This is a genomic window from Paraburkholderia sp. J41 (assembly GCF_905220235.1).
Classification (GTDB): Bacteria; Pseudomonadota; Gammaproteobacteria; order Burkholderiales; family Burkholderiaceae; genus Paraburkholderia.
In genome coordinates this window covers 52,670-72,969 of the sequence record NZ_CAJMZE010000012.1, presented here as the reverse complement: position 1 = coordinate 72,969, position 20,300 = coordinate 52,670, and the positions used below count along the sequence as shown (strand labels likewise).

General features: G+C 63.5%; 21 protein-coding genes. 11 read left to right on the top strand and 10 right to left on the bottom strand.

Annotated elements, in window-relative coordinates; translation table 11 throughout:
- Positions 1 to 73 precede the first annotated feature (73 nt).
- The 4 genes from U5805_RS14795 to U5805_RS14780 all read right to left on the bottom strand — a co-directional run bounded on the left by U5805_RS14795 (position 74) and on the right by U5805_RS14780 (position 4,497).
- Positions 74 to 1,570: a sugar ABC transporter ATP-binding protein gene (locus U5805_RS14795; RefSeq protein ID WP_322104226.1), complete on the bottom strand. Its 1,497-nt coding sequence runs from the start codon at positions 1,568 to 1,570 to the stop codon at positions 74 to 76.
- Positions 1,571 to 1,589: 19 nt separating this feature from the next.
- Positions 1,590 to 1,988, bottom strand: coding sequence for a D-ribose pyranase (rbsD, locus tag U5805_RS14790; RefSeq protein ID WP_322104225.1), 399 nt, complete (start codon positions 1,986 to 1,988; stop codon positions 1,590 to 1,592).
- Positions 1,985 to 2,911, bottom strand: a complete 927-nt coding sequence (gene rbsK / locus U5805_RS14785; protein WP_322104224.1) for a ribokinase — start codon at positions 2,909 to 2,911, stop codon at positions 1,985 to 1,987. Before rbsK ends, rbsD begins: the two co-directional genes overlap by 4 nt.
- A gap of 281 nt (positions 2,912 to 3,192) precedes the next feature.
- Positions 3,193 to 4,497 carry an MFS transporter gene (locus U5805_RS14780; protein ID WP_322104223.1) on the bottom strand — a complete coding sequence of 435 codons (1,305 nt, stop codon included), beginning with the start codon at positions 4,495 to 4,497 and terminating at the stop codon, positions 3,193 to 3,195.
- A 358-nt stretch (positions 4,498 to 4,855) separates the two neighbouring features.
- Between U5805_RS14780 and U5805_RS14775 the strand changes: the two genes are divergently transcribed.
- Positions 4,856 to 5,407 carry a DUF4142 domain-containing protein gene (locus U5805_RS14775; RefSeq protein WP_322104222.1) on the top strand — a complete coding sequence of 184 codons (552 nt, stop codon included), beginning with the start codon at positions 4,856 to 4,858 and terminating at the stop codon, positions 5,405 to 5,407.
- 69 nt (positions 5,408 to 5,476) lie between these two features.
- Here the strand turns inward: U5805_RS14775 and U5805_RS14770 are convergent, their stop codons facing one another.
- Positions 5,477 to 6,079, bottom strand: a complete 603-nt coding sequence (locus U5805_RS14770; protein WP_322104221.1) for a TMEM175 family protein — start codon at positions 6,077 to 6,079, stop codon at positions 5,477 to 5,479.
- Positions 6,080 to 6,210: 131 nt separating this feature from the next.
- Here U5805_RS14770 and U5805_RS14765 point away from each other — a divergent pair, with 131 nt between their 5' ends.
- Entirely contained in the window at positions 6,211 to 6,891 is a 681-nt protein-coding gene (locus U5805_RS14765; RefSeq protein WP_322104220.1) for a cytochrome b/b6 domain-containing protein, read from the top strand.
- Between the two features lie 101 nt (positions 6,892 to 6,992).
- Positions 6,993 to 7,253 carry an H-NS family nucleoid-associated regulatory protein gene (locus U5805_RS14760; protein ID WP_322104219.1) on the top strand — a complete coding sequence of 87 codons (261 nt, stop codon included), beginning with the start codon at positions 6,993 to 6,995 and terminating at the stop codon, positions 7,251 to 7,253.
- Between the two features lie 81 nt (positions 7,254 to 7,334).
- Here the strand turns inward: U5805_RS14760 and kdgD are convergent, their stop codons facing one another.
- The 4 genes from kdgD to U5805_RS14740 form a co-directional block, all read right to left on the bottom strand.
- The gene (gene kdgD / locus U5805_RS14755; RefSeq protein WP_322104218.1) at positions 7,335 to 8,252 is read right to left on the bottom strand and encodes a 5-dehydro-4-deoxyglucarate dehydratase; all 918 of its coding nucleotides are present in this window, start codon (positions 8,250 to 8,252) and stop codon (positions 7,335 to 7,337) included.
- A gap of 53 nt (positions 8,253 to 8,305) precedes the next feature.
- Entirely contained in the window at positions 8,306 to 9,655 is a 1,350-nt protein-coding gene (gene gudD / locus U5805_RS14750; RefSeq protein WP_322104217.1) for a glucarate dehydratase, read from the bottom strand.
- A 63-nt stretch (positions 9,656 to 9,718) separates the two neighbouring features.
- Positions 9,719 to 11,050: an MFS transporter gene (locus U5805_RS14745; RefSeq protein ID WP_322104216.1), complete on the bottom strand. Its 1,332-nt coding sequence runs from the start codon at positions 11,048 to 11,050 to the stop codon at positions 9,719 to 9,721.
- Positions 11,051 to 11,285: 235 nt separating this feature from the next.
- Positions 11,286 to 12,026 (bottom strand): FadR/GntR family transcriptional regulator, encoded by a 741-nt coding sequence (locus tag U5805_RS14740; RefSeq protein WP_322104215.1) that lies wholly within the window; start codon positions 12,024 to 12,026, stop codon positions 11,286 to 11,288.
- A 538-nt stretch (positions 12,027 to 12,564) separates the two neighbouring features.
- Here U5805_RS14740 and U5805_RS14735 point away from each other — a divergent pair.
- The 8 genes from U5805_RS14735 to U5805_RS14700 all read left to right on the top strand — a co-directional run bounded on the left by U5805_RS14735 (position 12,565) and on the right by U5805_RS14700 (position 18,917).
- On the top strand, positions 12,565 to 13,170 hold the full coding sequence (locus U5805_RS14735) for a c-type cytochrome (RefSeq protein WP_322104331.1): 606 nt from the start codon (positions 12,565 to 12,567) through the stop codon (positions 13,168 to 13,170).
- 46 nt (positions 13,171 to 13,216) lie between these two features.
- The gene (locus tag U5805_RS14730; RefSeq protein WP_415914603.1) at positions 13,217 to 14,506 is read left to right on the top strand and encodes a c-type cytochrome; all 1,290 of its coding nucleotides are present in this window, start codon (positions 13,217 to 13,219) and stop codon (positions 14,504 to 14,506) included.
- A 7-nt stretch (positions 14,507 to 14,513) separates the two neighbouring features.
- Positions 14,514 to 14,696: a hypothetical protein gene (locus U5805_RS14725; protein WP_322104213.1), complete on the top strand. Its 183-nt coding sequence runs from the start codon at positions 14,514 to 14,516 to the stop codon at positions 14,694 to 14,696.
- Between the two features lie 47 nt (positions 14,697 to 14,743).
- On the top strand, positions 14,744 to 15,319 hold the full coding sequence (locus tag U5805_RS14720) for a cytochrome C oxidase subunit II (RefSeq protein WP_322104212.1): 576 nt from the start codon (positions 14,744 to 14,746) through the stop codon (positions 15,317 to 15,319).
- Positions 15,309 to 16,934 (top strand): b(o/a)3-type cytochrome-c oxidase subunit 1, encoded by a 1,626-nt coding sequence (locus U5805_RS14715; protein ID WP_322104211.1) that lies wholly within the window; start codon positions 15,309 to 15,311, stop codon positions 16,932 to 16,934. The genes U5805_RS14720 and U5805_RS14715 overlap by 11 nt, the downstream gene beginning before the upstream one ends.
- Entirely contained in the window at positions 16,931 to 17,719 is a 789-nt protein-coding gene (locus tag U5805_RS14710) for a c-type cytochrome (RefSeq protein WP_322104210.1), read from the top strand. The genes U5805_RS14715 and U5805_RS14710 overlap by 4 nt, the downstream gene beginning before the upstream one ends.
- An 89-nt stretch (positions 17,720 to 17,808) precedes the next feature.
- Positions 17,809 to 18,240, top strand: a complete 432-nt coding sequence (locus U5805_RS14705) for an OsmC family protein (RefSeq protein ID WP_322104209.1) — start codon at positions 17,809 to 17,811, stop codon at positions 18,238 to 18,240.
- A 407-nt stretch (positions 18,241 to 18,647) separates the two neighbouring features.
- Positions 18,648 to 18,917 carry a hypothetical protein gene (locus U5805_RS14700; protein WP_322104208.1) on the top strand — a complete coding sequence of 90 codons (270 nt, stop codon included), beginning with the start codon at positions 18,648 to 18,650 and terminating at the stop codon, positions 18,915 to 18,917.
- 55 nt (positions 18,918 to 18,972) lie between these two features.
- Here the strand turns inward: U5805_RS14700 and U5805_RS14695 are convergent, their stop codons facing one another.
- A complete protein-coding gene (locus U5805_RS14695) occupies positions 18,973 to 20,283 on the bottom strand; it encodes a multidrug efflux MFS transporter (protein ID WP_322104207.1) in 1,311 nt (436 codons plus the stop codon).
- Positions 20,284 to 20,300 lie beyond the last annotated feature (17 nt).

Below are 20,300 nucleotides of genomic sequence, written 5' to 3'. Positions count from 1 at the left end.
GCTGTGTCGTCCTGGTCGTGCTGCTTGTGCTGTTCGTGCTGTCTTGTGCCGGATTGCGTGCGCGCGCCGGCGCTCAGGCCGCCGCCGTTTGCGGCGCGGCCTGGCCGCCCGCGGCGGCCGTCATGATCTGTTCCTGGGTGGCCGTGGCCGCTTCGAAAATGCCGGCCTGGCGCCCCTGGTGCATCACGAGAATGCGGTCGCTCATGGCCAGCACTTCGGGCAATTCGGACGACACCATCACGATCGCCACGCCCTGCTCCGCGAGCTGGTTGATGATCGTGTAGATTTCGGCCTTGCCGCCCACGTCCACGCCGCGCGTGGGTTCGTCGAGCAGCAGCACTTTGGGCGGCTTCGCGAGCCACTTCGCGAACACCACTTTCTGCTGGTTGCCGCCCGAAAGCGCCTTCACGTCGAGTTCGGCGTCGCGCGTGCGCACGCGCAGTTGCTTGATGAGGTTGTCCACGGCAATGCGCTCGGCGCGCTCGCTCACGAAGCCGAGCTTCGCGTAGCGGTCCAGATGCACGAGCGTGGCGTTCTCGCGCACCGACATGCCGAGCACGAGACCTTGCCGCTTGCGGTCCTCGGTCACGAAGCCGATGCCCGCGCCGATCGCGCTCGAGGCGTCGCGCACCGCGAGCGGCTTGCCGTCGAGCATGACCGTGCCCGCCGTCTTGCGGTTCGCGCCGAACAGCGTGCGCAGGATTTCGCTGCGGCCCGCGCCCATGAGGCCCGCGATGCCGAGCACTTCGCCCGCGCGCACGTCGAAGCTGATGCCTGCCACGTTGCCTTCGTCGGCGAGATTCGACACCCGCATGCGCACTTCGCCCGGCGTGTGGCGGCGTTTCGGAAAGCGCTCGCCCAGTTCGCGCCCGACCATGAGCCGCACGATTTCGTCGAAGTGCGTGTCCTTGATCGCGCGTTCGCCCACGAAATGCCCGTCGCGCAGCACGCTGATCTTGTCGCAGATACGGAAGATTTCTTCCATGCGATGCGAGACGTACACGATCGCCACGCCGCGCGCCTTCAGCGCGAGCATGATCTCGAACAGCGTTTCGATTTCGCGGTTCGTGAGCGCGGCCGTGGGCTCGTCCATCACGAGCACGCGCGCGTCGAGCGACAGCGCCTTGGCGATTTCCACGAGCTGCTGCTGGCCGATGGAAAGCAGACCGGCTTCCGTTTGCGGGTCGATGCGTTGCGCGCCCACCATGTCGAGCCAGCGGCGCGCCTTTGCGCGCATCGCGGCCGTGTCGACGAAACCGAAGCGGCGCGGCTCGCGGCCGAGGAACAGATTCTCCATCACCGTGAGTTGCGGGATGAGATTGAGTTCCTGGTGAATGATGCCGATGCCCGCGCGCTCGGCTTCCACGGTGCTGCGAATCTGCACGGGCTTGCCGTCGATCAGCACTTCGCCGGCGTCGGCCTCGTACACGCCGCTCAGGATCTTCATGAGCGTGGATTTGCCCGCGCCGTTCTCGCCCATCAGCGCGTGGATTTCGCCGGCCTCGATGTGAAAGTCGACGCCTTCGAGCACGCGCACCGGCCCGAATGCCTTGCCGATGCCTCGCATCATCACTTGCATCATGCGCCCCTTAGAAGATCACGCCCGAATGCAGGATCACATTCGCATACGGGCTGCATTCGCCGGTACGGATCACCGCCTTGGCCTCGCGGCAGCGGCGCTTGAATTCTTCGTGCGGCACTTCTTCCACCGCGATCTCCGCCGCCGCCAGCGCGCGTTCGCGCGCGACCACGGCGGCGTTGTGCGTTTGCGCTTCGCTCGCGAACACGGCGCGCTCGGCCTTGAAGTCGGCAAGCACGCTGTCGAGCACGTCGAAAAAGCCGGGCACGCCCAGCGCGAGCGACACGTCGATGCATTCGACGCCTGCCGGAACCGGCAGGCCGCAATCGGCGATCACGAGGCTGTCGGTATGGCCCATGCCGGCCAGCACGCGGGCGATGTCGCGATTCAGATGTCCGTGTTTCTTCATGCTTGATGTGCCTGTTCGGCTCGTGCGGCGGGTTCGGCTTGCGCGTTCAGGAACGCTTCGAGTTCGGCGAGCGTGGGCATGCCGCCCTGCGCGCCCGCGCGCGTCACGGAGAGCGCGCCCGCCGCGTTGGCGCGGCGCACCGCTTCGCGCAGGCCCAGATGCCAGAACGCCGCCAGCGCGCCGTTGAAGGTGTCGCCCGCGCCGGTCGAATCGACGGCGTTCACGCTGAAGCCCGGCTGATGCACGAGCGCGCCGGTTTCGTCGGCGAAGTACGCGCCGTCCTTGCCGTGCGTCATGGCGATGCGGCCCGGCATGCGCGCGAGCGTTTCGCTCCATGCGCCCGCGGGTGTTTGCAGCGCGGTCGCGAGTTCGTGTTCGTTGGGCGTGAGCAGCGTGGCGAGCGCGATCAGTTCGTCGCTCAACGCCACGGCGGGCGCGGGATTCAGAAAGAACGGCTTGCCGAGTTCGCGCGCGCGGCGCGCGGCGTGCAGCACGGTTTCCAGCGGCGTTTCGAGTTGCGCGAGGATCACGTCGGCCTGCGCGAACGCGTCGCTCGCGCGGTCCACGTGGGCGGCCGATAGTTCGTGGTTCGCGCCGGGCACGACGATGATGGCGTTGTCGCCGCCCGAAACCGTGATCGAGGCGATGCCCGTGGCTTCGCGGCCCGTGCTCACGTGGCGCGTGTCCACGCCTTCGCGTTCGAGCGTGGCTTTCATTTCGCCGCCGAAAGCGTCGCTGCCCACGCAGCCGACCATCGTGACGTGCGCGCCGAGGCGCGCGGCCGCGACGGCCTGGTTCGCGCCCTTGCCGCCCGGATGCGTGGAAAAACGCGTGCCGAACAGCGTCTCGCCGAGGCGCGGAAACGTCCCGGTCGCGACGACCATATCCATGTTGATGCTGCCTACTACCACCACGCGCGCCATGACACTCCCTTTCGAGCGGATTTCGACGGATGGCTGCGCCGTCGATTTTTGCCGTGCTAAAACGTAATCAGCTTGGGAGCGCAGTTATACCAGAGTCGTGCCGGGCGGGAAATAGACCCAGGGTATAACCGGATATTCGGGCTTAAACGGGGCGGGATTGAGCAACGCGGACTTCACGCGGATTCGGCGCGCGCTTCGAACGAAGCGGCCCGCCGGGGCGGGCTTGCTCGGTGCGATCGGCGCGATCGGCGCGATCGACATGATCGCCGTGACGGCTGCGGCTATTGCGCGACCGTGCGCCGCGCCATGAACCAGTAGAACAGCGCCGCGCAACCGGCAATCGCCCCGCCGATCACGAACGCGAGCGAATACGAGCCGGTGCGATCGACGATAAAGCCTGCCACGACCGGCGAGAACGCGCCGCCGAAATAGCCGCCGAAGTTCTGGATCGCGCTGACCGAAGCGATCATCGACGAAGGCGCGATATCGCCCGCGAGCGCCCACGCATTGCCGATGGTCGCCGAGATGAACGCGAGGCCGAGCGTCATGAAGACCACCGTCGTCGTGATCGAACTCACGAACGGCAACGCCAGTGCGCAAGCCGCCGCGCACAGCGAGCAGACGACGATGATGAGTCGCTTGGCGACCATTGGCGTGGCGACGCGCCGGTCGACGAGTTTCTTCGCCACCCAGCCGGCGGCGATCTCGCCCGCCGCGCCGCCGAACCAGGGGATGCTCGCGTAAATGCCGAGTTGCGCGAGCGAGATATGAAAGCGGTCGAGCAGATAAAGCGGCAGAAACACGAGAAAGAGATTCCACAGCCAGATCGCGCAGAAGTAGCCGAGAATCATGCCCCACACGCTGCGCGAGGCGAACAGCGCGCGCCAGCGAATGGGCGCGCTCGTGAGCGAACGTTCATGGCCGCCGCCGCCCGCTTCGATATAGGCGAATTCCTCGCGCGTGAGCCGCTTGCTGTGCGCGGGGTTGCGATACAGAAACAGGAACAGCACGGCGAATGCAATGCCGACCGCGCCCGTCACGTGAAAAAGCGAGCGCCAGCCGAACGCGATCATCAACGCGACGAGCACGGCGGGCGCGAGCGCCGGTCCCCACTTCGACGACGAGTCCCAGATGCCGGTGGCAAAGCCGCGCTCCTTGGCCGGGAACCACGCGGCCGTGATTTTCGCGGAGGTCGGCCAGCACGGCGCTTCGCCCACGGCCAGCAGCACGCGCATGACGATCAGCCCGGAGATCGAACCCGCCACGCCCGTGAGCCATGTCGCCACGCTCCACCAGATCATGCCGATGGCATAGGCGCGTTTCGCGCCGAAGCGGTCGATGATCCAGCCCGCGGGCAACTGCATTACGGCATAGGTCCATGAAAACACGGTGCCGAGCAAACCGATTTGCGTGCGCGTGAGGCCGAGATCGTGAATCATGCCGGGCGCGGCAATGGCGAGATTCGCACGGTCGAGATAATTGATGACGCCGCCGATCATCAGCCAGATCAGCACGCGCCAGCGGAAATTCGCGGTGGCGGCCATGGCTGCATTCGACGTTGCGTTCGCAACGAACTTGTCGTCCATTCTGTCTCCTCCTTGTGGGTCCGCAATGCGCGTCCAAGGCCATTTTGCGCTTGCTTTCGGCAATTGGAAAACCGGGAATGCTCGCCCCGAAGCGGGTTTTATGCGCGACTCATTTTTATTTTCGATTTTCTTTTCTATTTTGGCCTTACCACTCGTTACATAAACAAATCGCTCGTTTCACCTGTAGAAGAAGTGCGTTCCTAGAATTCGTCAACCGTCGGGTAGCCGTCGAGGCGCAACGCATCGGCCGTCGCATTGAGCCGTCGCATTTCAATGCGCGCGCATTTGGCCGCGATCGGACCCACGGTCGATTGATATGAAATTCGTATCAATCCCAATCAACGAAAAAGGAGTGCTCATGACTCGCCTCTCGCTTGCTTCGCTTCTCGCTGCTTCGGCTGCCAGCCTCTGTGCCGTCACGCTCGACGCTCACGCGCAAACCAGCGCGCCCGCGGCGGCCGGAACGCCCGAACTGCATGCCGCCGACAAGACCTTTATCGCCGACGGCACGCAAACGGTGTCCACGCAGCGCGACGCCGCGCGCATTGCCGACTCGCGTTCCACCGACCGCGACGTGAAGGCGTTTGCGCAGAAGATTGTCGCCGACTATGCGAAGCTCACGGACGCCATGCGCGCCGCCAGCCCACGCGGCGTGGACGTGCCGCGCGACGATCCGGACACGGCCGTGCTCGACGGCATCAAGAACCTGCGCGGCGCCGACTTCGACAAGGCGTATATCGAGCAGGTGGCGCTGGCCGGCCAGCAAAAAACGCTTTCGGCATTCCAGGCGGAAATTGCCTCGGGCCGCGACGCCGGCTTGAAAAAGGCCGCGACCGATGGGCTGCCGGTGATCCAGGCCGACTATGCAAAGGCGCAGGAACTCGCCACGCGCAAGCACCTGGGCGGCTGATAAAAGCCAGTAAAAGACGGTTGGCAACTTCGCGTCCGGCGCAAGGCAAACGCTCGCGCCGGACGCCGCTCATTCCGCTTCGCCGTGCTCGCGCGACGCGAGTGCGAGCCGTTCCATGCGCTGATCGGGCACGAGCCAGAGCAGCGCGACGAGCCAGTAAAAAATCGCGCCGATATGCGGATAATCGAAGGCTGCCAACGCGCAGCCCGCGAGATAAAGCACCGGCGAAATCTTGCCCTTGAAGTCGCGCCCGAGTGCGCGCGCAAGCGGGCTTTCGTGCCCGTGATAGCGCACCAGCACGATTTGCAGCACGACATACGCGAGCGCGCACAAAAGCAGGTTCACGCCATAAAGCACGGTGGGCCAGCGTCCGAAATGGTTTTCGCCCATCCAGCCGGTCGTGAACGGCAGCAGCGAAAGCCAGAACAGCAAATGCAGATTGGCCCACAGCACCGAGCCATTGACGCTGCGCGCCGCGTGCATCATGTGGTGATGATTGTTCCAGTAAATCCCGACGTAGATAAAGCTCAGCACATAGCTCAGATACGTGGGCCACAGCGGCGCGAGCGCGGCAAGCGACTCGCCATGCGGCACCTTGAGTTCCAGCACCATGATGGTGATGATGATGGCGAGCACGCCATCGCTGAACGCTTCGAGTCGGTTCTTTTCCATCTTGACGTTGGGAGTCGCGCGTGAATTGAAAGGCAAGCGGAAGTATCGCCGAAGTCGCGCGGCAACGCCATGTAAGCGCCGCATGCCTGCTTTATCATCGAGCCAGATGCGAACTTTTAACGCCGCGAATCATGGAACCGCATTCATCGGACAACACGGCTGAGCGCCGCGTGCGCGTATGGGATCTGCCCACTCGCCTTTTTCACTGGCTGACGGTGGTGCTCGTCGCCGCGGCGTACGTGACGCAACGCTTGAACTGGATGCAGACGCACGTGCGTATCGGCGAAACGCTGCTCACGCTCGTGATCTTTCGCATTCTGTGGGGCTTCTTCGGCAGCGAAACGGCGCGCTTTTCGCGCTTTATCGCCTCGCCGCGCAAGGCGTTCGCGCATCTGCGCGACTTGGCGCGCCGCGAACCCGACGTGCAGGTGGGCCACAACGCGGCAGGCGGCTGGATGGTGCTGTTGCTCGTCGCGCTGCTGCTCGTGGAGACCTTGAGCGGCCTTTACGACAACAACGATATTGCCGACGAAGGCCCGCTCAGCGAGATCGTGCCCGCCGCCATCGCCAACGTCATTGCCGCCGTGCATGCGATCGGCTGGGACGTGCTCGCCGTTGCGGTCGTGCTGCATGTCGGCGCGATTTTCGTGTACGCGCTCGTAAAAGGCCACCATCTCGTCGGGCCGATGTTGAGCGGCAAGAAGCGCTTGCCGGCTTCGGTGCGCGCGCCCGCGCGCGGCTCGCTGTGGCTCGCGGCGCTGCTGCTCGGTTTCTCGGGCGTCGTGGTTGCGCTGTTGGCCGCTTATCTGTAACGACTGTGTGGCATTTGCCACGCTCGCACGCTTGCCGCTTCCCCGCGAGGGGCGCGTAGCGCGTAAAATCGGCGACTCGTTTGACTCGACACGATGCACCGATGGCAACTTACCGCGAACTGCTCGCCCAGAAGCGCGCGCTCGACGAGCGTATCGAAGCCCTGCGCGCCGAAGCCGCGCAACAAGCGCTTGCGTCCGTACGCGCGGCAATCGAAGAATTCGGCTTCACGCCCGAGGATTTGTTCGGCAAGCCGCGCCGCGCCAAAAACGCGAAAGGTGCGAAGGCGCCGGCCGCTGCGCGCCGCAAGTCAGGCGCTGACGCCAATCTCGATCTTTTCGGCGACGGCGCCGACAAGTCCTGAACGGTCTCTCGCCAAACGCCGCGCATGCGGCATGAAAAAACAGGGCCCTTGCGGCCCTGTTGCGTTTTTAACGCGTGACGCTTATTGCGCGCCGAGCTTCTTGATGAGCACGTCGAGTTGCGCAAGCTCGTCTTCCGTGAGGTCCGTGAGCGGCGCGCGCACCGGCCCCGCGTCGCGGCCCACGAGTTTCGCGCCCGCTTTCACGATGCCGACCGCGTAGCCCGCGCGCCGGTTGCGGATCGCGAGATACGGCAGGAAGAATTCGTCGATCAGGCGGCCCGTGGTTGCGTGGTCGTCGGCGGCAATCGCGCGGTAGAACGCCATCGCCGTTTTCGGAATGAAATTGAACACCGCCGACGAATACACCGGTACGCCCAGCGCTTTGTATGCGGCGGCGTAGACTTCCGCCGTGGGCAGGCCGCCGAGGTACGAGAAGCGGTCGCCCAGGCGGCGGCGGATCGTCACCATGGCTTCGATTTCGCCCACGCCGTCCTTGAAGCCGATCAGGTTTTCGCAGCGGTCGGCGAGCCGTTCGAGTCCGTCGGCGTTGAGCTTCGAATTCGCGCGGTTATAAACGATTACGCCCATCTTCGGCACGGCCTTGCAAACCTGCTCGACGTGCGCGGCAATGCCGTCCTGCGACGCTTCCGTGAGGTAATGCGGCATCAGCAAAATGCCTTGCGCGCCGTTGCGCTCGGCTTCCTGTGCGTATTCGATCGCCACGCGCGTGGCGCCGCCCGCGCCCGCGAGAATCGGCACCTTGCCCTTGCAGGTTTCCGTTGCGGTCTTGATGACCTGCGAATATTCGCTGCGGGTGAGCGAGAAGAATTCGCCCGTGCCGCCCGCCGCGAACAGCGCGGTTGCGCCATAGGGCGCGAGCCATTCGAGGCGCTCGGCGTAGGTGCCGGCGCGAAAGTTGCCCTGCGCATCGAAGTCGGTCACGGGGAACGACAGCAAGCCTTCGGAAACGATTTGCTTGAGTTCTTGCGGCGTGGTCATGGTCTTTTCCTGTAATTGATCAGGTATGCTGAATAGTGATCGGCGGGGCCGCGTCAGCGCACGAGGCACGGGCGCTTGTTGTCGAATTTCCAGCCGGGAATGAGATATTGCATGGCGACGGCGTCGTCGCGTGCGCCCAGGCCGTGCTCGATATAGAGCGCGTGAGCCTTCTCCAGCGCATCCATGTCGATCTCGATGCCGAGGCCAGGCTTCTTCGGCACCTGCACCTTGCCGCCGGCGATTTGCAGCGGCTCGCGCGTGAGATGCTGGCCGTCCTGCCAGATCCAGTGCGTGTCGATCGCGGTGATCTTGCCGGGCGCGGCGGCGGCCACGTGCGTGAACATCGCGAGCGAAATGTCGAAATGATTGTTCGAGTGCGAGCCCCACGTGAGGCCCCAGTCGTTGCACATCTGCGCGACGCGCACCGAACCCTGCATGGTCCAGAAATGCGGGTCGGCGAGCGGAATGTCCACCGATTGCAGTTGGATTGCGTGGCCCATCTGGCGCCAGTCGGTCGCGATCATGTTGGTTGCCGTGGGCAAGCCCGTGGCGCGGCGGAATTCGGCCATGACTTCGCGGCCCGAATAGCCGTTTTCCGCGCCGCAGGGATCTTCGGCATAGGCGAGCACGCCGTGCTTGTCGCGGCACAGGCGAATCGCCTCGGCAAGCGACCATACGCCGTTCGGATCGAGCGTCACGCGCGCTTGCGGGAAGCGCTCGGCCAGCGCCGTGACGGCTTCCATTTCCGCGTCGCCGGCCAGCACCCCGCCCTTCAGCTTGAAGTCGTTGAAACCGTAGCGTGCTTGCGCGGCTTCGGCGAGACGCACGACGGCTTCGGGCGTCATCGCGGCTTCGGTGCGCACGCGCTCCCAGTCGTCGCGGCCGTCGGCGCCGCTGGCGTACGGCAAACCGGTTCGGTTGCGATCGCCGATAAAGAACAGATAGCCGAGCATTTCCACTTCGCTGCGCTGCTGCCCTTCGCCGAGCAAAGCCGCGACCGGCACGTTCAGATGCTGGCCGAGCAGATCGAGCAGCGCCGCTTCGAGCGCCGTGACCGCATGAATGGTCGTGCGCAGGTCGAAGGTTTGCAGGCCGCGCCCGCCCGCGTCGCGATCGGCGAATTGCTGGCGCACCGTGTTGAGCACGGCCTGGAGATTACCGATCGACTGGCCGACGACAAACGCACGCGAATCTTCGAGCGTCTTGCGGATCGACTCGCCGCCCGGCACCTCGCCGATGCCGGTATGGCCCGCGCTGTCGCGCAGCAGGACGACGTTGCGCGTGAAGAACGGACCGTGCGCGCCGCTCAGATTCAGCAGCATGCTGTCGCGGCCCGCGACGGGCACGACGCGCAGCTCGGTCACGACGGGCGTGGCGTTGGGGCGATCGGTATGGATAGGCATGAACGTATTACCTGTGAAAAAACCGGCTTGAAAAGAAGATCGAGACGATTCGCATATGAATGCTCAATGTGCGCTTCGGTGCATCGCTTCGTCGGCCAACGCGCGGCGCGTGGGCTTGTTGCGCGCGAGGAAGGCCGCGGCGGCGGCGATGAGCGACGTCACGCCCAGGCCGTAAAGTCCGCCCGTGATCGAGCCCGTGTGCTGCTGCAAATAGCCGAACGTCGCGGGCGCGAAGAAGCCGCCAAGATTGCCGAGCGAATTGACGAGCGCGATCACGGCGGCGGCCACGCGGGCGTCGAGATAGCCTTGCGGAAGCGGCCAGAACAGCGAGGAAGCGGCCTTGAAACCGATAGCCGAGAAACAGATCGCCACGAACGAAAACACCGGATTCGCCGAGGTGGATGCGAACAATCCGCACGCGGCAATGACGAGCGCCAGTGCAAGCCACGCCTGCTGGAAGCGATATTTCGCGGAAAGCATGGCGAAGCAATACATCGCGACGATGGCGATCATCCATGGAATCGCGTTATAGAGGCCCACCTGGAAATCGCTGAGGCCGCCCATTTTGCGGATGATCGTGGGCAACCAGAACGTGGCCGCGTAGATGGTGAGCTGGATCGCGAAGTAGAGAAAGCAGAACAGCAGGATTTGCGGGTCGCGCAGGAGGCGCAGCGCGCTTACGTGCTTGCCGGTGGCGGCTTCGCGTTCGGCCTGCTCGCGCGCCATATAGGTTTCCAGCGCGCCCTGCTCGTCGCTCGACAGCCAGTGTGCGTCGCGGATGCGCGACTTCAACAGCAACCAGCTTGCGCCGCACAGCACGATGGAGAACGCGCCTTCGATCAGGAACATCCACTGCCAGCCCGCGAGTCCGAGGCCGCGCACGGAAAGCAGCGCACCCGTGATCGGACCGGAGAGCACCGAAGCGAACGCGGACCCGGCAAGAAACACGGCCACCGCTTTGCCGCGCGCCTTTTGCGGCAACCACTGCGCGAAGTAATACACCACGCCCGGAAAAAAGCCCGCCTCCGCGATACCCAGCAAAAAGCGCAGCACATAGAACGAGGTGTCGTTTTGCACGAACGCCATTGCGCCCGCGACGATGCCCCACGTGCCCATGATGCGCGTGAGCCACGCGCGCGCGCCGTATTTCTGCATGAGCAGGTTCGACGGCACTTCGAACAGGGCGTAGCCGACGAAGAACAGTCCGCTGCCGAATCCATATGCAGCCGCCGAAAGACCGAGATCGGCTTCCATGTGCGCATTCGCGAAGCCGACGTTCACGCGATCGATGTAGTTCGCGATGAACATGATGAGAAAGAGCGGCAGCACGTGGCGCATGACCTTGGCGCTGGCCGAGTTCAGCAGGTCTTCATGACGTTGCGGGAATGCGGACATCGAACTGGTCTCCTGAACGGTGCAGCGGCTGGCGCGCATGCATTATCGTGCGTGGTACGTTGTCTGATGACATATTACGCGAGACTGCCTAATGCCCGATATGGCGTTAACCCTCAATCGTCGCCACGCAGAGGAGATGGACGCGCTTAAGGCACCCGTGAATGAACTAAAGTGCTGGCCGGGAAAGATAAGACATCATATAACATAACCGACGAGGACAAGCGCCCTCCTCGCCTCAGACCTTCTCGCCCGACTCCGCCGCCGCGCGTCGCAAGCGCTCGCGGCTGCTCGACAGGTGCATGCGCATGGCCGCGCGCGCGCCATCCGGATCGTGACGCGCAATCGCGTCGAAGATGCTTTCGTGCTCGCGGTTCACGAGTTCCGCATAGGTTTTCGGATCGCGGTGCGCGATGCTGGCCGAATTGACGCGATGGCGCGGAATGAGCGCCGCGCCCATCTGCGTGAGGATGTCCACGAAATAGCGATTGCCCGTGGCGCGCGCCACGCAGATATGAAATTCGAGGTCGGCGCCCGAGCTGTCGCCGCCGCTGCGCGTTGCGATGTCGAGCGCATCGAGCGCCGCGCGCAGGTTCGCGAGATCGCGTTCGCTCGCGCGCTGCGCCGCAAGTCCGGCCGACTCCGTTTCGAGGCTGATGCGCAGTTCTAGTACGGAGAGTACGTCGTTGAGCGTAGCCGCCGGCACCATCTCCAGGTCGAGCGGCTCGCGGCGCGGCTCGAGCACGAAGCTGCCGATGCCGTGACGCGTTTCGATCACTGCCATGGCTTGCAGCCGCGAAATGGCTTCGCGCACCACCGTGCGGCTCACGCCGAGTTGCGTCATGAGGCTGCTTTCGGTAGGCAGCTTGTCGCCGGGTTTGAGCGCACGCGAGGCAATCTGCTCGCTGATGTAATTCACGGCCTGCTCGGCGAGATTGCGGCTACGCCCAGCAATCGGGGTGGCGAGCGACTCCGCCATGGGGCTCTCCTGAGAATCGGGTTATCTCTTCAGGCTTCATTATACGTTGTCGTATAACCGATGCCGCTTGCGTTGTGCGCATCCCGAAGCGTCGTGGCGGCTGCACTGCGCGGGCGTCCCCGCGATATGCGAAGAGATCGGATGACCCTGCGACATCAGGCAACCTGTCGCGCCATCGCCCTTCCGTTTATTTAGTTAGGATACCGATGCAATTATCCTGTCGCAGGGAAAACCTTGATTCGTTGCGTTTGCAAACTTCGGGCGTGCGACGTCACGTCACAAATTTTTTGCACACATTCATGGCGCTAATTTTCTTTTTTCTTCCATAATGTGTTCAGAGGATGCGCGCCCGAATGCCCAGCAACCCAGGTCCCCACGGACGACGCCTCAACTGATATCGAATCGCATCGCGCTTGTGTTGTCACAAACCGCACCGAGGGAATCATTGAGCCATCGCATCGTTATCCTCATTCTTGCACTCGCGCTGCCGTGCGCGCCGCTCCTTGCGGCGCCGCCCGCGGAGCGCGCGCCTGACACGATGCAGGCGCGCGTCATGGGCTGCGCGGCGTGTCACGGCGCCCATGGCGAAGGCACCGACAGCGACTATTTTCCTCGGCTCGCGGGCAAGCCGGCGGGCTATCTCTACAATCAGTTGATCGCGTTTCGCGACGGCGGCCGCAGTTATCCGCCAATGAATTACCTGCTTGCGTATTTGCCCGACGCGTATCTCAAGCAGATCGCCGACTTCTTCGCGCAACAGCATCCGCCGTATCCCGCGCCCGCCACGCCCACCGTGGACGCGGCCACGCTTGCGCTCGGCAGGCAACTCGTGACGAACGGCGCGCCCAACCGCAATGTGCCCGCGTGCGCGAGCTGCCACGGCGCTTCGCTCACGGGCATGCAGCCGGCCATTCCCGGTCTGGTCGGGCTGCATGCGAATTACATCAGCGCGCAACTCGGCGCGTTCCGCTACGGCACGCGCCGTGCCGCGAGCCCCGACTGCATGCACGACGTTGCCACGCGTCTTGCCGACCGCGACATCACGGCCATCGCCGCGTGGCTGGCATCGCAACCCGCGCCGGCCGATCCCAAGCCGGCGGCGCCCTCGCCGCTGCCGATGGCGTGCGGCAGCGTTCACAACTAGACGGGGACTCGACGTGCGCAGACTTCGAACTCTCCTCTCTTCATCGCTGCTGCGAAGCCTCGCGGCGTGCGCGTGTGCATTGCTCCTTGGCGCCGGTGCGGGCGCGACCTTCGCGCAAACGGCCGCGCCTCGCGCAAATGCCGGTGCGACCGCCGGCGCGACGAATGCCGAGCTTATCGCGCGTGGCGAATATCTCGCGCGCGCAGGCGACTGCATCGCGTGCCACACGGTGCCTTCCGCGCAAATGTTCGGCGGCGGCCGCCCGATGGAAACGCCGTTCGGCACGCTCTATACGCCGAATATTTCTTCGGACAAGCAATACGGCATCGGTGACTGGACCGCCGCCGAGTTCTATCGCATGCTGCACGACGGCAAATCGCGCGACGGCACGCTGCTTTATCCGGCCATGCCGTTTGCGTCGTACACGAAAGTCACGCGCGCCGATTCCGATGCCATTTTCGCGTATCTGCAATCGACTCAGCCCGTGCATCAGGCGAATCGACCGCACGACTTGCGCTTTCCGTATAACCAGCGTTCGCTGCTGCTCGGCTGGCGCACGCTATTTTTCCGGCCCGGCGAATTCAAGCCCGATTCCACTCAGTCGGTCGAATGGAATCGCGGCGCGTACCTTGTCGAAGGGCTCGGCCATTGCACGATGTGCCACACGGCAATCAATGCGCTTGGCGGCAATTCGGCTTCGAAGCAATTTCAGGGCGGCTTGATTCCCGTGCAGAACTGGTACGCGCCTTCGCTCACGTCGAACAAGGAAGCCGGCTTGGGCGACTGGAGCATTAGCGATATCGTCGATTTGCTGCACGCGGGCGTGTCGAATCGCGGCGCCGTGTATGGACCGATGGCCGAAGTCGTCTACGACAGTTTCCAGTATTTGACCGAAGACGACGTGCGTGCCGTGGCCGTTTATCTCAAGTCGTTGCCGGGTCGCTCCAACGAAGTCGACAAGTCGCCGAAAACGAGTTTCATGACCGAGGAAGGCGCACGTCTCGCGCCGCTCGGCAAGAAGATTTATGACTCGCAATGCGCGGTGTGTCATGCAACCGAAGGGCAAGGCAAGTTACCGCACTTCCCGCCGCTCGCGAACAATCAGTCGATTCAAATGAATTCGGCCGTGAATCCGATTCGCATGGTGTTGAACGGCGGTTATGCGCCGGGCACGAAAAAGAATCCGATGCCGTATGGCATGCCGCCGTTCGCGCAGTCGCTCTCCGACGAAGAAGTCGCGGCCGTGGTCACCTATATCCGCACGGCGTGGGGCAATCACGGCACGCCGGTTTCCATACGCGAAGTGAACGAGCTGCGCTCGGCGCCGCTTTTCTGAGGTTGCCATGATCGAGACATCCGTTCCCGAACAACCGGGCGAACGCCCGCAACATGAACAGGTCGACGAAATCGTGCGCAGCGGCCCGAGCGGCGCGCTCGCGCTGGCGAGCATCGCCACGGCCATTGTCGCGGCGATCTGGTTCGCGTTTTACTTCTTCGTGTTCGTGCCGCGCGGCGTTATTCAATAGTTCGCCATCGTTCGAATAGACCACATTGATCACATAGGGCCGGCCTCATGTCGAACCCACTCGATACCCATGCCAGTGCCGAAGTTGCCGCGCGCGTCGAGCGACGCTGGGCGTTCTTCATGGTGGCGCTCGTGCTCGTGCTCGTGGCGATGGTCGTGTTCACTGGCCTGCATTGGGCCATGATGCCGCCGTCTCGCGTGGAAACCATCGACCCGGAAACACTGCATGTTTCGGGCGAATTCGTGGAGTCGAATCTGGGCAGCGCGGTCGAGCCGGATGGGTCCGTCACCGTGCGCGTGATCGCGCAGCAATACTCGTTTACGCCGCAGTGCATCGTGGTGCCGGCGAATACGCCCATCACGTTTCGCGCCACGAGCGCCGACGTCGTACACGGCTTTCTCATCAGCGATACCAATCTCAACTCGATGGTCGAGCCCGGCTACGTCTCCACGTTCCGCACCACGTTCGATCAGCCCGCCGATCATCTCATGCCGTGCCACGAATACTGCGGCACGGGCCATCAAGGCATGTGGGCGCACGTCAAGGTGGTAGATCGGGACGCGTTCATGCAGATGGCTTCACAGTCCGGCAATTCCGCGCGGAGGCTCAGCTGTGTTAAATAACAAGCGACTCGTACTCGCCCACTTCTGGCTCGCGTTCATCCTGTTCGGTGTCGCGCTGCTGCTCGGCGCGTGGCAGATGCTGGTTCGCAGCCCGCTTCATCCGATGGTCAGGAATCCAGAGCTTTATTACCGCTCCGTGACGGAACACGGCACGGTGATGGGTTACGCGTTTCCCACGCTCATCGCCATGGGATTCGGCTACGCGGTTTCGGAGCTGGCGTTGAAGCGGCCACTAGTGGGTGTCCGGTGGGCTTGGCTCGGCTTCATCCTGCTCGCGTTGGGCGGCGTGACGGCTTCGGTGCCGGTCGCGCTCGGGCTGGCCTCGGTGCTTTACACGTTTTATCCGCCGATGATCGGCAACGTGTTCTATTACATCGGCGTCGTGTTCGTGGTTGTCGGTTCGTGGATCTGGGTCGCGCTGATGAGCGTGAATCTCACTGCCTGGAAGCGCGAGAATCGCGGCAAGCCGGTTCCGCTCGCCATGTTCGCGACCACGGCGGGCGCCTATCTCTGGGGCTGGACCGCGGTGGGCGCGGCCATCGAAGTGCTGTTCATGATCCTGCCTGTTGCACTGGGCTTGCGCAGCACCATCGACGCGGGACTTGCGCGCGTGTTCTTCTCGTGGACATTGCACGCCATCGTGTACTTCTGGCTGATGCCGGCTTATATCGCTTACTACACCATCGTGCCGCGCGCCATTGGCGGGCGGCTCTATAGCGATTCGATGGCGCGCATCTCGTTCATTCTATTTCTCGTGGTGGCCATGCCGATCGGCCTGCACCATCTTTTCACCGATCCGCAAGTGGGTTCGGGCTTCAAGTTCGTGCAGTCGGTATTCACTGCGCTCGTGGCCGTGCCCACGCTGCTCACCGTATTCACGATTTGCGCTTCAGTGGAAATCGCGGGGCGGCTGCGCGGCGGTAAAGGCACATTCGGCTGGCTCGCCAAACTGCCGTGGCATAACCCGCAAATGCTCGCGCTGGCCTTCTCGTTCGTCATGCTCGGCTTTGGCGGCGCAGGCGGTCTCATCAACATGAGTTATCAGCTCGATCAGCCCGTACACAACACGCAATGGGTCACGGGTCATTTTCATCTGATCTTCGGCGGCGCGATCGTCATCATGTACTTTGCGATTGCCTACGATCTCTGGCCGCAACTCACTGGCCGCGCGCTGGCGAACTGGCGGCTGATGCGCTGGCAATTGTGGTTGTGGTTTATCGGCATGATCGTGCTGACGTTTCCGTGGCATGTGGTCGGCCTGCTCGGCATGCCGCGCCGCATGTCTTATTTCGATTACACCGATCCGTTGCTCGCGAGTTGGGGGCCCTATGTGACCATGTCGGCAATCGGCGGCTTTATTCTGGTGATTTCGGCTGTCCTGTTCTTCGTCGTGCTGTTGCAAGGTCACCGCGCGGCCGTCGTCAAACCCGATGAGTATCGCTTCAGCACACCCGTGCACGAGTCGCCCACGCTGCCCGTCGCGCTCAACAGTTTCGGCTTGTGGATCGTGCTGATGATCGCGCTCACCGTCGCCAACTACGGCTATCCGATCGCACAACTGCTCGCGACGCCCGACACGGCGGTGCCGGCGATCCCGATTGGAGCACAGCGATGAGCGACGAACGCCTGTTCTCGTTTCGCAATGTGTGGTTTCGCGCGGGCGTTGGCGCGACGGCGCTGGCTTTTGTCGCGTCCGCGCTCATCGGTTTCGTGTGGCTGCCTTCGGTGCAGAAAGATGCGCAGTTTCAGGGCATCTGGAACGCGATCTGTAGCGCTGCCGGCGTGCCGAACCGATGGCATCCCTTCGAGCCGGCCGTCGAGCCCGCTTATAAGGTGAGTACGGTCGAACTCGCGCCGCACATGCTGGACGGCGCGACGAGTCTTTCGATCGGACGCGGCGCCACGCTCTCGCTGCGTTGCACGATGTGTCATGGTCCGCGCGGCTTGAGTATGGCGAATTCGCCGAATCTCGCGGGCCAGTACGCAACGGTTGTTTATAAGGAACTGCACGACTTTCAAACGGGCGCGCGTCAGAACGCCGTCATGTCGCCGATGGCGCGCGATCTTTCCGATCAGGACATGCGCGATCTCGCCGCTTACTACGCTTCGATTCCGCCTATCGCGCGCGTGCGCGGCAATGCGCCAGCGATCGTGGCATTCGGCGCGCCCATGCGCAATATTCCCGCGTGCGGCGCTTGCCACGGCAACGTGGACAGCAAGGTCGGCAGTCCGTGGCTCGACGGCTTGCCGGCGCTGTACACGAAGTCGCAACTCGCGGCGTTTGCAAGCGGCACACGCCATAACGATATTTCCGAGCAGATGCGCAACATCGCGCGCAACATGACGCCCGACGAAATCGACGCTGCCGCCGCGTGGTACGCGGGACAAGCGACGCGTTAATACGGGTATTCCTTTAAGTCGCAGGCGGGGCATGCAAGTTGCGCGCCCTGCCTTTTCCCATTTCCTTTTTTACTTCGCGGAGAGACACCATGCAAAAGACGGCATCGGCAAAATGGCACGGCGGAATCAAGGATGGTCAGGGCGCGATTTCGACCCAAACCGGCGTGCTCAAGGATGCACCTTACGGCTTTGCTTCGCGCTTCGAAGGCGGCCCCGGCACGAATCCCGAGGAGTTGATCGGCGCGGCGCACGCGGGCTGCTTTACGATGGCGTTCTCGCTCTTTCTCACGCAAGCGGGTTTCAAGCCCGAGAGCATCGAAACGAAATCGACGGTCACGCTCGACAAAGTGGGCGAAGGCTTTGCAATTACCGCGTGCCAACTCGATATGAGCGCGAAAATTCCCGGCATCGACCAAGCGAAGTTCGAAGAACTTTCGACGGCAGCGAAGGAAAATTGCCCCGTTTCCAAGCTCTTTGCCAATAACGCGAAGATCACGCTGAACGCAAAACTCGAAAGTTGAATGCGTTGAAGCCGTAGCAAGTTAACTTAAGTGGCTCGCCAATGAATTGCAATTGCGGGCCATTTTTATATTCATACGAAAGCGCGCCTCGAGGCGCGCTCTGTGGCACTCGCGCCACGCTCCGATTGCACTTGCCTGCCCGCAAGCTATAACTAAAGGGCAGCGCGTGCATTTCCTGCGCGCCGTTTTTTCCGCGCCGCTTTCCGAGCCGCTTTTTCCGTGCTCTCCCCGGCCTTATGCCGCGCCGCGCTGTATCGCCCTCGCTGTATCGCCCTGTTACGCGGGCCCCTATTTTCCTCGACAGATAACTCGAACTGGCAGCCGCGTAAACCGGGCGGGTATTTGGCTGGGTCAACGTCGCGCGCGTTTGCAAACAAGCAGCACGCTGCGCGAGCAAGGAGGCGTAAATGAAAACCCGTTTGGCGTGGATTGCCGCGTGCGTGACCGCCGTGGCGGCCGGCATGCCGGCAACGGCGCGTGCATCCGACGATGCGCCCGCGCAACAAGGCACACAACCGCACTCGCAGCAGAGAATGACCGATGCCGCGAACGCGTCGGCGCAAGCGACCACCGACATCTCGTACGGCGGTACGGTCGATTCGCATGGCGCATCGGGTTATCGTGCCGGCAAGCCGTGTACGCCGCGCGCGCAGTGCGACGTGTTTTTCGGTCAGTAAGGCACGGTGCGCCGGGCGTGGCGTGCCGCGCAGAGGATTTGGTTAGCTATGCAGATTAATGTTTGACGAGACCCACTGCGCGCCACGTATAAAGCGCGCCCGCGAGCATCAGCACGCTCGTGCCGAGAAACACCGCGCGCATGCCGAAATGGCCGCCGATAAAGCCGCCGATGAGCGGTCCGAGCACTTGTCCCGCGAATTGCGCCGATACCGAATAGCCGAGCACGGAACCGGCCGCGTGATCGGGCGCATTGTGCCGGATTACCGTGGCGATGCACGGCAGCAGGCCCGCGAGCGAAACACCCATTAGAAAGCGCAGCGCGACGAGCTGCCAGCCCGCCCAAACGAACGCCTGCGGCACGAGCAGCACGGCGCACACGAGGAGCGCGCCCACGATCACCCTGGCGTGGCCGATGCGGTCTGCGAGCCGGCCGATGCGCGATGCAGCGACGATACTGCCGAGCGCCGCCGCCGACATTGCGAGGCCCGCGACGAAAGTCACGCGCGCGGGATCGTGCACGAGCGTCGCCACGTAGACGGTGATGATGGGTTCGATCGACATGTTCGCGAGCATGAGCAACGTGCCGGTCACCAGCATGGCCACGATGGGCCGCTTGTCGGGCAGCGCGGACCAGCCGCCCGACTGCTTGTCTTTTGCCGCGCGCACGGGGCGCGGCGCTTCCTTCACGAACACACAGGTCGCAACGAACGCCGCGAAGATCGCAGCGCCCGCGACCCAGAACGTGCCGCGCAAACCGATGAGCGGCGGCAGCGCGCCGCCAAGCAACGGCCCGATCAGATTGCCGGCCATGATCCCGGAGGAGAGCATGCCGAGCGCCCACGCGGAGCGATGCCGCGGCGTTTGCGTCGCAACGAGAATGGTCGATCCCGACGAGTAGCCGCCCGCGAATCCGGCGAGCAACCGTAGCGCGACGAGCTGCCAGATATTGCGCGACATGCCGATCAGCGACATCGTGACCGCCATGCCCAGGCTTGCGCGCACGAGCATGGGCTTGCGGCCGTAACGATCGCCCAGTCGTCCCCACAGCGGTGCAACGAGCGCGGCGGTGAAGAACGTCGCGCTGTATGCGATGCCCGACCACTGCACGATGGCCGCATGGCCGCGCACGCCGAGTTCTTCGACGTAGAGCGGAAGGAACGGCAGCATGAGCGTCATGGCGACGAGCGTCGTGAACGAGCCCACCACGCAAACCGCCAGATTGCGTTGCCAATGCTGCGCGGCCGAAGTTTCGGATTGAGCCGCGGACGAGGCGGCGGCCTCGGTGTCGTTCGTATCGGCGGTCAAAGGCTGCACCCCGGCCGTGTCGTGGGACGTATCGGCGGGGGAATCGGCGCGGGAAGTCATCGGTGAATGGAAAGCGG

Coding starts and splice junctions, on each gene's coding strand:
- U5805_RS14760 (WP_322104219.1), top strand. CDS start 6,993: ATGGCAACTTACCGCGAACTGCTCGCCCAGAAGCGCGCGCTCGACGAG.
- U5805_RS14720 (WP_322104212.1), top strand. CDS start 14,744: ATGTCGAACCCACTCGATACCCATGCCAGTGCCGAAGTTGCCGCGCGC.
- U5805_RS14745 (WP_322104216.1), bottom strand. CDS start 11,050: ATGTCCGCATTCCCGCAACGTCATGAAGACCTGCTGAACTCGGCCAGC.
- rbsK (WP_322104224.1), bottom strand. CDS start 2,911: ATGGCGCGCGTGGTGGTAGTAGGCAGCATCAACATGGATATGGTCGTC.
- U5805_RS14705 (WP_322104209.1), top strand. CDS start 17,809: ATGCAAAAGACGGCATCGGCAAAATGGCACGGCGGAATCAAGGATGGT.
- U5805_RS14795 (WP_322104226.1), bottom strand. CDS start 1,570: ATGATGCGAGGCATCGGCAAGGCATTCGGGCCGGTGCGCGTGCTCGAA.
- U5805_RS14770 (WP_322104221.1), bottom strand. CDS start 6,079: ATGGAAAAGAACCGACTCGAAGCGTTCAGCGATGGCGTGCTCGCCATC.
- U5805_RS14735 (WP_322104331.1), top strand. CDS start 12,565: ATGCAGGCGCGCGTCATGGGCTGCGCGGCGTGTCACGGCGCCCATGGC.
- rbsD (WP_322104225.1), bottom strand. CDS start 1,988: ATGAAGAAACACGGACATCTGAATCGCGACATCGCCCGCGTGCTGGCC.
- U5805_RS14710 (WP_322104210.1), top strand. CDS start 16,931: ATGAGCGACGAACGCCTGTTCTCGTTTCGCAATGTGTGGTTTCGCGCG.
- U5805_RS14725 (WP_322104213.1), top strand. CDS start 14,514: ATGATCGAGACATCCGTTCCCGAACAACCGGGCGAACGCCCGCAACAT.
- U5805_RS14740 (WP_322104215.1), bottom strand. CDS start 12,026: ATGGCGGAGTCGCTCGCCACCCCGATTGCTGGGCGTAGCCGCAATCTC.
- gudD (WP_322104217.1), bottom strand. CDS start 9,655: ATGCCTATCCATACCGATCGCCCCAACGCCACGCCCGTCGTGACCGAG.
- U5805_RS14695 (WP_322104207.1), bottom strand. CDS start 20,283: ATGACTTCCCGCGCCGATTCCCCCGCCGATACGTCCCACGACACGGCC.
- U5805_RS14700 (WP_322104208.1), top strand. CDS start 18,648: ATGAAAACCCGTTTGGCGTGGATTGCCGCGTGCGTGACCGCCGTGGCG.
- U5805_RS14765 (WP_322104220.1), top strand. CDS start 6,211: ATGGAACCGCATTCATCGGACAACACGGCTGAGCGCCGCGTGCGCGTA.
- kdgD (WP_322104218.1), bottom strand. CDS start 8,252: ATGACCACGCCGCAAGAACTCAAGCAAATCGTTTCCGAAGGCTTGCTG.
- U5805_RS14780 (WP_322104223.1), bottom strand. CDS start 4,497: ATGGACGACAAGTTCGTTGCGAACGCAACGTCGAATGCAGCCATGGCC.
- U5805_RS14775 (WP_322104222.1), top strand. CDS start 4,856: ATGACTCGCCTCTCGCTTGCTTCGCTTCTCGCTGCTTCGGCTGCCAGC.